The sequence below is a fragment of the Edaphobacter sp. FHG110511_03 genome (genome assembly GCF_059115365.1).
In genome coordinates this window covers 2157553-2169750 of sequence record NZ_JBZYWL010000001.1, presented here as the reverse complement: position 1 = coordinate 2169750, position 12198 = coordinate 2157553, and the positions used below count along the sequence as shown (strand labels likewise).

The following is a 12198-nucleotide window of genomic DNA, read 5'->3' as shown; positions in this document are numbered from 1 at the left end:
CTGACGGAGATTATGGATTCACGACCTGGGTCGCATGCCCTCGCGATGCGTTTGCAACCGCCACGACACAAGTAGGAATTCCGGCCGCCGGGAAGGGCGTGTTCTGTACGTTCTGTAGCGTACCGTTATGAGCATCCAACTTCAGGCCGGACGTGGTGTTGTCCAGATTGTTCGAGGTGTACGTGTACACGCCCAATGCAGGCTCGATGCTTATACAGGTTGGCCCGGTTCCTACCTTAGTGGAACTGGATCCGACTGCGCCGACGGGGGCTCCAGTTGATGGATCGATCGCGTATGCACTTACGGAGTTGTCATTGAAGTTGGCAACATACATGTACTTGCCACGTGGATCCACCGTGACCGCGACCGGAAGCAGACCGGTAGCGAATGGCGAATTCTGCATTGGCGTGAGCAGGCCACCGGCGGTCACGATATTTCCATAGAGCTGATTGGTTGCGCGGTCGGTTACATAAACCCAGCGTGCGGTCGGATCGGCTGCGATCGCGCTGGGGCTGGTCCCCGCCCCATATCCGGTAGCGACCGTCTTTCCGGTCGTGTCGGTCGAGATGTTGGTCTTGCCGACTGGCGTCAGAGCTCCTGAGGTGGCGTTCTGAGAAAAGGCGAGAAGCCAGCCTACTTGCGATCCCGAGCCAACCGCGGGCTCCGCATCGATGATGTAGACGTAGTGATCGAAGTTTGTGGTCGTTACATCCACCGGATTATTGCCAAGCGGCTGAACGAGCGGCGTCCCAAGTGAAGAATCGGCATTGACGGGGAAGATATTTACACCGCCAGGGCCGGGGTTCGCGTCAGAGTATCCCGGCTGATAGGTAAAGGTGACATAGAGAAACTTCCCGGTCGGGTCCATCGACAATGCCGTAGGGTGGTTCCCGGTGGGATAGGTATTCACTGAGGTCAATTTGCCGCTATCGCTTTCGACCGAGAACTCCTGAACTTTCGAGTCGCCCTGGTTCAAGACATAGATGAACAAGCCGTCGATCGATGCGGTAATTTTTACGGGATTCGTACCGGCTGCGACTGGCGACCCTGAGATGGGAACCAACGCTCCGGACTGATAGTCCACCCCATACTCATTGACTCCGCCACTTTGGGCGGTTGCGTAGACATACGCCACCGTATAGTTACGAGTGCAGGCGGTCAAACCGAGTGCACCGGTCAGCAGCAGCGCCGAAGCAAACCGCGACCTCAATGAGGCCTTTCTGGAGGCCGGCATTGCGACCTTGTCCGTGTGCGTCGACTCAAAGATCTTTCCTGTCAAACTCATCCTCTTCCTTCATCCGGCGGATCACGCCGTCTTGCTTCATTCTATCTTCAGGCCCGAAAGATCAGCGCCCCGGTATTGCAGGCACTGCCACGAGGCAGGAAGGTAAAGCGTTCGCTCCGAACGGGGTTCTCTGTACCTGTATGAGACGTCCGTCCGCAGCATTCATCTGGGTTCCCGAGATGCTACTGCTCAACGCATTGGACGCATAGAGGTAGGTCGCGTGGGTCGGCTCACCCGTACTGGGAGCTCCAATCATCGAGAGGCATGTTGGTCCGGTTCCAACCTGTACGCTTCCCGAGACGCTGGAACGAATGGGCTCGCCATTGGCGCCGAAGGTATATCCATTGATTGCGCCGGCCCCTGCACTTGCGATGTAGAGGTATTTGCCGCTTCCGTCGATGGTGAGGCCAGCGGGCGCTGAATCTGTGCTTGTCGTGGCGATCAGGCTCGGTATGCCATTGGCGGCAATCGAGTATGCCATTACGTCATTCAATGCCTGGTCGGTGACGTAGAGGTGGGCTCCCGAGCTATCGGCGAGGATCCCCGCAGGAGTTTGGCCAGACTGGAAGCCAGTGGAGACTACATTGCCGGGATTGATCGTTACCCCAGGCAAAGCACTCAAGGACCCATCCGCATTCTCCGTGAATCCGAAGAGATTCGCAGAGGTCTCAGCGTCCTGAGCGATTACGTAGACGAAATGATTCGGGCTTGTTGCCGAGATCTTTACCGGAGCACGTCCCAGAGGGAACGTGGCGGGGGAAGTACCTAGCGTGCCATCCGGGTTGATGGCAAAGATCGTGACACCACCGGGACCCGGATTGGCAGGCGTATAGAGCTGCTGCTGGGAGCCATCGGGAAGGAGGGTGTTCTGATAGGTATAGGTTACGTAGAGAAACTTGCCTGCTGCGTCGATGGAAGCATCGGTGGCAAAGCTCCCGGTAATGTTGTAGGTCTTCTGTGGGTAGAGCTTGCCATCGGTTCCGATAAGGAAGTGAACCACATTTGAATCGTCACGATGAACGACGTAGATGCTCTTGTGATCCGGCGACGCAACAACAGTGACGGGATTTTTTCCTCCGGAAGGCAGAGGAGAGTTCGCGAGCTGGACGAGATAGCCCTGCTGATAATCCACCTTGTAGCCGTTGACCAGCCCCGCCGTACCCTGCGCTGTGGTGACGTAGACGTAGCCGACTGTATAATCGCGGCCGCATGCCGTAAGGCCAAGCCCCATCGCCACGGATACAATTGAGGCTAACGCTCCACGGCCCATCTTTTTCAACCTCATGTGCTTCCTTACTCCAAATACCGATCCAATTGCCTAGCGGGAGGAATCGGCTATCTCATCTGCTCCCCTCCCCAATCGAGAAAGGAGCAGATGGTCCTGTGAGCCGACATCCCGTGCTGATTAGTTAACGTTCGGGCTAAGCGCCATGCAGGTTGGCTGACCGATTGTCGGGAATGTCGAATTTCGCGGCAACTCTCTTAGCTCGCCAGAGGTGGAAGAGACTCTCTTACCGGTGATTGTTCCATCGATGTTATTCGAGGTGTACGCCCACTGGTTTGTGGGATCTTCAACCATGCAAGTCGGCCCGGCACCCACAGGATATGGGTTACCAATAAACGGACTTCCGCCCGTACCAAGGAACTGCAGCTTTCCACTCGTGGGATCGATGCTGAACGCGGAGATGGAGCTGGCCTTGTTCGTCGGATCGAGCGAAGAGCGGTTGAGGACGTACAGATACTTTCCGGTGTTATCTGCCATCGAGTAGACCGGGTTTGAGCTGGTTGGCAGGTTGTTGACAGGCCCGCCGGTAAGCGTGTTCAAGGAGCAGGCCGAGCCTGTACCTATGGTGTAAGGAAGAATGCGCCCGCCAAGGCTGTCAGCGGTTGCCGCAGCGTCAGTCAGGTACACGGAGCCTTTGGCGGTGCTGATCGAGGTGATATTGCCTGCGCCTGTGGCGGTAGGCCCGTTCGCGGTTACGGTCAACTGTCCGTTAGCTCCAGAAGCGAAGGGGTATACAGTCTGATCGCCTGTATCGATCGTAAAAACGCAACCAGTAGTGGCAACCATCATCGTCGGCGAAGGCCCGACCGGGAAGAAGGTCAACTGCGTCTGATTGCTATCCTTGAACTGCTGATTGGGAATCAGCTGCAAGCGCCCAGTATTTGGATCGATGGCGAAGACAGTGATGGCTCCCAGGTGGTTTGGGTTCGGGTACTCGGGAGTATCCGGATAAAGCGAGTCGAGGACATAGAGAAAGCCGCCGGTAGAGTCGGTGATAGCCCAAACCGGTGTTCCTCCGCGACTGGTATAAGTCTGCTGGAAGGTCAGGACGCCGTCTCCGCCAACGCTGAAGAGGGCGATATTCCCCGGAGTCGCCGGAGTCGTGGTGGTAGCTGCGACTCCTTTGTTCACGACGTAAACGTACCGCCCGCCTGGCTTCACCGCGATGGAGATGGGATTGGTGCCGTTGGAGCTAAAGGGCGAGCCCACCACCTGGGTGAGATTGCCTGAAAAGTTATCGACCTTGAATCCTGCAATCTGGTTAAACTGCGTGCCAAGCACCCACAGAAAAGCGACTGTGCCGCCACCGCACGCCGTCATGCCCAGACCCATTGCAACGGAAACTACCAAGGCCATTGAAACCCGGCCAATCCTGCTCAACTTCATGCGCTTCCTTAATCCTCGCCGGCGCCGGCTACCTTGACGCCGCCTATTGCGAGCAATTCTTTAGGGATAAATTCCTTTGGACATTGTAGAAGGAGCGGCGACTTTGCGCCACTTCCGGCCACGGGAATCACCCATGAAGCAAAAAACGGGGCGAGCCCGGCTTTGCTTCATGGGACAGATGCCAAAGCGAAACGAACTACCAGACGCGGCAGGCGTTGGCCGGCATCATGGGCTGGCCCACCTTGCAGCCAAAGGCATTGCCGAATTCCTCAAAATTCTGTACGGCTCCATTGACTCGCCAGCGCCCTGAAGAGTGCGGATCGGTCTTCGCTCTCAACCGCGCTGCCTGCTCGGTCACGTTTTCGCACCACACCTGCCCGTAGCCCAAAAAGAAGCGCTGCGCAGGCGTGTAGTTGTCGAGCTTCGCGGTGGTCGATGCATTCTGCTCGGCGAGCGTGCTCATCAATGCCTGATAGGCGAGACGCAGCCCGCCATTATCGGCGGTGTTCTCTCCCAGCGTCAGTTTGCCATCCAGGTTCTGTCCCGGAGCCACCTCAAAGCCGCTGTATTCTTTCACCTCGCAGCCCGTGCGCTCGTCAAATTTCTTGCGATCCTCCTCGGTCCACCAGCTGCGGACATTTCCCTTTGCATCGTACTTGCTGCCCTGGTCGTCGAAGCCATGGGTCATCTCGTGGCCGATGACGACCCCAATGCCGCCAAAGTTGACCGGTGGATCGATCTTGAAGTCGTAGAACGGCGGCTGCAGAATTCCTGCGGGAAAGTTAATGTCGTTCTTCGCCGAGTTGTAATAGGCGTTAACCGTGGGCGGGGTCATGCTCCACTCCTTTTCGTCGACGGGCTGACCGATCTTGGCCAAGTCGCGCCTGTCGTCGAAAGCAGCCACCTGCTGCACATTTCCGACGTAGTTCCCACGCTCAATCTTCACGGAGGAGTAGTCTCGCCATTTGTCCGGATAACCTATCTTGTCGCGAAAGGCATCGAGCTTCTCCTTCGCTTTGACTTTGGTGGCATCGCTCATCCAATCCAGGTGCTGAATGTCCTGGTCAAGCGCCGCCTCGAGTGCTTTGACCAGCTTTTCCATATTTTCTTTGGCTGCGGGAGGAAAATTCTTCGCGACCCAATCCTGGCCGACGGCTTCGCCGAGCGCACGATCCGTAGCCTGGGTGCATCGTTTCCAGCGGGGAGCAATTTCTTTCTGCCCCGCCAGGGTCTCCGCATAGAAGTGGAAGTTCTCTGCCACGAAGGCATCGCTGAGACTGGCTGCGTACCGATGAATGGTGTGCCAGCGCAGGTAGCTCTTCACCCCATCCATTTCGGCCGAATCGATCTGCTGATTCATCGTCTTGAAAAAACCGGGCGACACCACGTTTACCGTCTTGAGCCCGTTCTGTTTCTTTGCCCCGAGGTAGACCTTCCAGTCAAAGTCCGGGGTCAGCGACTGTAACTCCGCGATGGTCATGATGTGGTACACATTGGCTGGATTGCGGCGATCCACACGGGACAAGGAGCCTTCCGCCAGTGCCGTCTCGATCTCAAGAACGTGCTGGGCCTCCTTTGCCGCCTGCTCGGGGGTATCGCCGGCCAGAGTAAACATCTTCGTCATGTGCTCCAGATACTGTGAGCGAATCTTCTTCGAGCGGTCGTCCTGGTTCAAGTAATAGTCGCGGTCAGGAAGTCCGAGGCCGGCCTGATCGACCTCTCCGATCTGCTGGCTTGAATCTTTCTGGTCCTGATCTGAACCGAAGTTGAAGAAATAACCTATGGCGAACTTATTCTCCGTCTCGCCCATCAGGGTTGCCAGCTTCTTCTTGTCATTCCATCCCGCAATCGTCTTAAGAACCGGCTCAATCGGCTTCGCGCCGAGCTTATCGGCTAAATCAGAGTTCATGCATGCGGCGAAGTAGTCGCCATACTTCTTTTGGAGCGGAGTCTTCGGTGCGTCCGCTGCTGCCTTCAGATCGGAATAGAGCAGGTAGTTGTTGTACTCTGCGAGCTCATTGAACCTTCCCCATCGCGTCTGGTCGGAGGGGATGGGGTTGGTCTTTCTCCAGTTTCCGCATGCGTATTGATAAAAATCGGCGCACGGGTCCGCCGAGGTGTCGATCGCAGAGAGATCGAAGATCGTTAGCTTCCTGGGTGCGGACTTTGGCCCGGAGACATCTTCCGCAGCTGCCGGGAACAGGCAGGCGGCCAACGCCAAGGCAGGAAGAACAAACTTCAATGACGTAAAGTTCATGGCTCTCCTCAAGTAGATACAAAGGCTTTTATCGCCAGTATCTCCACACTACTCCCGCCAGTGCGCAAAGAAAAGATTTCAGTGGGGATGTGGGGCGCGTTTCCTTGAGTAAAGGAAAACCAAACGGCCGCCGAATTCGGCGGCCGCAGGAACGCTGGTGAATATGCCTTAGAAGATCTTTAGGCGAATCGTCAAATACTTCTTCGGGTTCTGACGAATTGCAGAGACCAGGTCGGAACTGTTGGTAAGCAGATTGTTCATGTTGGTGTGAAGCGTGTCCTCGGTCGCCAGCTTGCCCAGAGTTCCGCGACCCTGATTGATTCCAGTCACCAGATGATTGACCTGAGTAAAGGTGTCATCGAGCTGCTTGCGGAACTGCGGATCTTTCAGCAGCAGTCCAGCGCCTCCCTTGCCCGCATCTGCGTCGGCCATCAGCGAGTTGGCATGCTTCAGGGTGGAGTTCAGATTGTCATACAGGCTGGGATCTTTGAGTAACTTTCCTGCAGAGCCCTTTCCGTTGTCCAGATCATTGGCGATGTCCTCCAGCTTTGTGACCGTCTCGTTGAGACGGTTGTAGAGGGACGGATCGTTCACCAGCTTGCCCAGTGTTCCTTTGCCGCTGTTCAAACTGACGGTGAGCTTGTGCACCTCGTCCACGGTGGCGGTCGCCTTATTGGCGAGGTCCGGACTATTAATTAGTTGCCCGATCGAGCCCTTGCCCGATTGCAGGTTGTCGACGATGGTATTCATCTTGGCCAGAATCACGTTAAGGCTCTCGATGGTTCCCTGGCTTGCCTTCACTACATCGGTCAAGCTTGGCGTCTCGAGTGTCTTCAACTCGTCGCCGTCGCGAAGCGGGGGACCCACGGCAAACTGGCTGTTGATGTCGACCACTGTATCGCCCAACACGCCGATGGTCGTCAGAGAGGCCTTGGAGTCTTTCTTCAACTCATCGGCATACTTTTCGTTCAGCTTCATGACGACTCTGACCGGCGTCAGCTTCCTGTCCGGAGTCGCAACCACTGTCACCGTCTTGACTGTACCGATGGTTACGCCCTGCAGATTCACGGCTGCACCCGGTTTCAAGCCAGCGGAGTTCTCGAAATACGTCGTGATCGTCAGTTTGTGGGAGAGAATTCCCAAGCCGGCCGAACTGGTCATCAGAAACAGCAGAGTCACGAGCACGACAGACGCCACCAGGACGATGAGGCCTACCTTCAACTGTGACCATCTCACCTCCTGCTGACTCGGCATAGCTCTCCTTAAGAATCAGTCTTTCGCTACCGCTCTACAAGCGGACTTCTATCAGACCACGCAACATAGATCTCTGATAGTTCAGAGGATACATTACCTCGAGCTTAAAGCATGGATGCGGGGTACCGACGGCTGGATGCAGGGAGTTTTCGATTCCTTGCAGACCCATTAGTGCTGCACCTCAATCTGACCGTCACGATGACTGAAACCAGTCTGGAGGAAACGTGGGACGGTGCGAGGCCGAGACTTGTGCGGAGTCTCGGCAGGAATCGGATCCAGACGATACAGAATCATGAGATTCCGCTCAGGATCATCCATCGCTGGAAAGGATGCGACCCGTTTCAGGCGATAGAGCGAGGTAAGGGCGTCCATCTTATCGTCGTCTACCTGGTTCCATGCAACGTACCAACCAGGCCGATAGGCCTGGACTCGCTCCGAAAGATCCATCGTACCGAAATCGTCACAGATCGAAGGCAATCCTGTCATCAGCGAGAGGTCCGAGCCGCTGATGGAGAGTACCAATGGATTATGGGTATGATCCGAATCAACGATCTGGCGGATACGATCGGCAGCACCGGCGAAGGTGTACTCGGGATGCCGAACATAGTTGATCGTCTGCCGGGCGTCCGTCGCTGCCACGATCATCAGCGCGGCGGCACAGGCGATAGGTAAGGGAGAACGCAACAACGCCAGCGAACCGCGTGCGCGCCAGCCCCGCTCGAACACAATCACGGTCAATAATGTCAGCGGAACGACGATCACCAGGTAATAGCGAGGCTGGAGATTGTCATGATAAATAATGAACGCGGCGTATCCGGCAATCCATAGAAGCAGCGATGGCAACAGAGGATTTCGCAACCAACGCGGCCGAACCAACAGTGCCACCAGGGCTGCTATGAGGGCAAGAGGATACAGAATCTGCCCCATCCACATTCCATCGGCAAAGCTGTCGCGCAATACCTCGAAGAGGTTCTGGCTTGTAACCCCTGTAGAGGTGTTCGCCGTGAAAAGGTACTGATAGTCTCCCAAAAAGTGCGGACGCACTATCACCCCGTAATAACCAGCCCAGAGCGAACCCGCGAGGGCGGCGATGGGAGCTCCCAATTTCAGCGCCGTGCGAATCTTGTAGCCGGCGCGCGCGAACAGCAACCAAGCGATAGAGGGAAGGAGAAAGATCGCGGTGGTCTTCGTAAGAACCATCAAAGGGAGCAGGAGCCCCAGAGACACGATTGGGATGCATCTACGTACCCATCCGCCTTTTCGAGGCGCATCCTCAGACCCAGGGAGGTACGATGCGGCCAGCAGTGAGAGCACTGTGAGCAGAATCAACATCGGCTCCAGAATCGCCATGCGGGTAAAGACATAGCAGAACGGGCTCACGGCCAGTAGAAGAACCCCGATAGCGGGAGCGAGCGATCTGCGGGACTCGCCCCATTGCAGTTGCTCCCATCGTCGAACAAGAAAATATACCGACAGAAGAATCAGAGAGAAGATCCCCACCGTCAGGCCGCGCGCGGCTACGACATTGACACCGGTTACGCGAAAGATCGCCGACTCGAGCAATGGCCACACGGGAAGAGCGGCGGCCGGGTTGAAATCGCCCGCAACGTACCAATCGCCACGCTGGAAATGGCGAATGGCCGCGTCTCCATACCACCCTTCGTCGGTATACTTCGCCCAATCCATCCATGGGGAATGATTTGGAAAATCCGCCCGGAGATGCATCGCATGGAATGCGAGAAAGACAATGGCTATAAGCAGCAGAAAGAGCTCGATCCCACGAGCGGGAGTGCGGGTCATCGCTGGCCTCATGCCATGGTCAGAATCGTAGATAGATTTCATGAACGAAGCGCCCTAGGAGCAGTTCTACATTTTACAAAATTGGTTCAAAACTCCGCTGACTGTATAAGATGCAGGAGCTTACGGCCAAGACACCCTGTCATTCATAGGCGAGTGCGTCGATGGGGTCTTTGCTCGCGGCTTTATAGGCCGGATAGATAGCTCCAAGCAAAGCACCCGTAAAGGCGATCAGAACTGACTTCCATACCCAGGGCAGATCGATAACAAAGTCCAGCGTTGGAAAGCGTGCGCTGAGCGCCGAGCTTAACAGATAACTTGCAGCAACGCCAAGTGCAATTCCTACTGCGGCAATCAACGCCGTCTCTCGCAGGACGAGGGAGACGATATAAATTCGGGACGCTCCCAGAGACTTCAGAATCCCAATCTCACGTGTCCGCTCCATCACTGCCGTATACATCGACTGGAAGATCACCAGAAAGCCAATGACCAGGGCGATCCCTACAACGACACGGATGGCGGTGCTCATATAGGGAAGCTTGGTGGGCGAAATAGCCGAAAGATATTCTTCTGCTGTACGTACGTCGTATTGACTCATTCCGGAAGTAGCCAGAATTGCCTTACGGATATCTTCCTGGTATCGAGGAGGATTCTCCGTTCTGACGTAAAACATCGAGGCTTTGCCCTGAGTTCCATTTAATGCCCCCATGGTATCGATGGGGATAAACTTGCGGCCGCCTTTACCGTGCTCCACGATTCCGCAGATCCGAAAATTGTGATCGAGGATCTTGATCGTATCGCCGACCTTCTTCCCCCCCGTGGAGTAATCGTCAACGATCACATCATCCGGTCCCTGAAATGCGGATCCTGAGAGGAATGTGAATGGGAGCAGATCGTTGAAGGTCTTGTAGTTAATCCCATAGATACTGTCTAACGAGCCGGTAAGCTGGATGTTTACCGGTGCAGCGACAACGACATGGGGAATCTTACTGAGGACGTCGGCGACTTTGATCGAGGCTCCGGCAGCACTCATCCCGATAAAATTATTGGTCGAGGCGGGGCGAACGATCATGTCCATACCAATGCCGTTCTGGCGCGCCTTGAATCCGCTGATCTTGCCCAGCAGAATGGCCGTGATCGACAGGATCATGATGACCTCGATAGCAATGGCAAGAGCGCTGATGAGAGAGCGCAGGGGACGATGGACGAGGTTGCCGACTACGAGTTTATTCATGCTGTTACCAGTGTATGGCAGCGAGGATCGCTATTGTCCGATCCCGGGTTGCGGAAGCGTCCGGGCGCGCCGGGGAACCCCGCGTACTGGAATCCCGCGGTGGACTGTGACCTGGCTCGGCCCTTTGAAGAGCGTTCCTATAAGCGGCATGACGTAGGCAGAGGCAAAGGCGGCTACAACCAGGCCCACGGTAATAGGCCCCATCATATAGATGGCTCCTGCAAGCCCCGCCTCCGGCGCGATGTGAGCAAAGTATGCGCACATCAAAAGTCCCCAGGGAGAAACCCTGGTATCTCCACAAAGAGAATCGAAGAGCGTGAAGAGTAGGATCCACACCAGGGGAGCCCAGAAAAAAATCCCCATCCAACGGGCAACGTGGAACGCCTCTCCAGAGGGAGAGAACGAGACCCCGGTGGTAATGTCATCGTCGGCAAGCCCACCCATTTCGTGGGCATAAAAGTTTCCAAAGTTGACAGCCGGTTTACTAGGCCACAGGAAGTGTGGGATGAGATTCTCGAACTCCATAATGATGGGGAAAGACCCGATGGGTCCTCTTTTCTCAGTCAGATCGTGGAGGACATCATCCGGCGAAATCATCTGCAGACGATCCATCAACCCTTGCGAGGTATCAAAGTATCCCTGAATCCGTCGGTCATAGTAGTCGGCGCTGCTTGATTCGTACTTCGTGCGAGTGTCTTCAAGATCTGACAGCAGATCGACGCTGGTGCGAACTCGCCCCGCAAACGTCGGCTCAACAAAGTTTCTTCCATATTGCGCATAGGGCACCAGATAGTGCCCCATGAGGAGAATTCCGATGACCAAACTGAAAATCTGGGCTTTCGAGAATCGGTATCCCTGTGAACCTGCAGCGATTAACCAGCAGGCGAATGGCGTGAAGATAGCCTCTTTCGAAAAGCCGAGCAATCCCTGACAAAAGATCGCTCCCCCGGAGATCAGGACGATCCAACTTACACTTCTTCTGCCACCGGTTCTACGGATCTCATAAATGATCCCAAGGATTAGAGCCAGAGGCAGAAATCGATTGATCTGGCTGAGCGCGCTGAGCGCACTGCCCTGCTGGACCTCCACTGTTTGCAGAGCCACAGCCATGGTGATGCCGGTCACCATGCACCCGACTGCAGCATTCTGCATATTTGCGGGGGTTACGAGGTTGCCCAGAAGTGGGCGCTTGAGCGCTAGCTTCCTGCTGACAGCAACGGCTATCCACATGGCCGCGATGCTGCCGACATAGACCTCCATCGTGAGATTTGGCTGTGCCAGATTGGTGTCTGCCGGCTCACCCAGAATCGCTTTCCAGACAAGTCCTAGGATCACCGCGAGAATCGCGTAGAAAAAGACATAGGCCCCGGAAGGCCGCGAAAGTCCTCCCGCCAGATTAAAGGTGAGCGTAGCTATAACTATGAAAATAAATGCGCAAATTGCAAAGGCGGGAGCGGTTCCCTGATAAATCTCAACCAGGAAGAGTAAAGCCGCAAAGCCGGCGGCCTTCAGGAGGGGGATGTAAATTGGAAAAGGGATACGCAATCGTTCTCTTTTGGCCTCGCCTCTTCCCTGTTCGCCCGCACGGGATAGATGAATCTTAATACATCTTCCGCTGGAGCCCTCCTTCGATGATAGAAGGCGGAAATGGTACGGTCAAAACATAGCCGCACAGAAGTGAGCCTCAAGAATCTCTTCAG

8 protein-coding genes are annotated in these 12198 nt (G+C 55.5%); all 8 read right to left on the bottom strand.

All coding sequences use genetic code 11. The annotated features are described in order from the left end of the window. Window positions 1-10: 10 nt before the first annotated feature. The 8 genes from AC5S26_RS08840 to AC5S26_RS08805 all read right to left on the bottom strand — a co-directional run bounded on the left by AC5S26_RS08840 (window position 11) and on the right by AC5S26_RS08805 (window position 12043). The gene (locus tag AC5S26_RS08840) at window positions 11-1285 is read right to left on the bottom strand and encodes a lactonase family protein (RefSeq protein WP_494184481.1); all 1275 of its coding nucleotides are present in this window, start codon (window positions 1283-1285) and stop codon (window positions 11-13) included. 61 nt (window positions 1286-1346) lie between these two features. Then, the gene (locus AC5S26_RS08835) at window positions 1347-2570 is read right to left on the bottom strand and encodes a lactonase family protein (protein WP_494184480.1); all 1224 of its coding nucleotides are present in this window, start codon (window positions 2568-2570) and stop codon (window positions 1347-1349) included. Window positions 2571-2690: 120 nt separating this feature from the next. Continuing rightward, window positions 2691-3926 (bottom strand): lactonase family protein, encoded by a 1236-nt coding sequence (locus AC5S26_RS08830; protein WP_494184479.1) that lies wholly within the window; start codon window positions 3924-3926, stop codon window positions 2691-2693. A gap of 226 nt (window positions 3927-4152) precedes the next feature. Then, the gene (locus tag AC5S26_RS08825; protein ID WP_494184478.1) at window positions 4153-6213 is read right to left on the bottom strand and encodes a M13 family metallopeptidase; all 2061 of its coding nucleotides are present in this window, start codon (window positions 6211-6213) and stop codon (window positions 4153-4155) included. Window positions 6214-6381: 168 nt separating this feature from the next. Beyond that, window positions 6382-7467, bottom strand: coding sequence for an MlaD family protein (locus AC5S26_RS08820; protein WP_494184477.1), 1086 nt, complete (start codon window positions 7465-7467; stop codon window positions 6382-6384). A gap of 168 nt (window positions 7468-7635) precedes the next feature. After that, window positions 7636-9267: a glycosyltransferase family protein gene (locus AC5S26_RS08815; protein ID WP_494184476.1), complete on the bottom strand. Its 1632-nt coding sequence runs from the start codon at window positions 9265-9267 to the stop codon at window positions 7636-7638. A gap of 139 nt (window positions 9268-9406) precedes the next feature. Further along, entirely contained in the window at window positions 9407-10498 is a 1092-nt protein-coding gene (locus AC5S26_RS08810) for an ABC transporter permease (protein ID WP_494184475.1), read from the bottom strand. 30 nt (window positions 10499-10528) lie between these two features. Further along, complete coding sequence (locus AC5S26_RS08805; protein WP_494184474.1) at window positions 10529-12043, bottom strand: hypothetical protein; 1515 nt, start codon at window positions 12041-12043, stop codon at window positions 10529-10531. Window positions 12044-12198 lie beyond the last annotated feature (155 nt).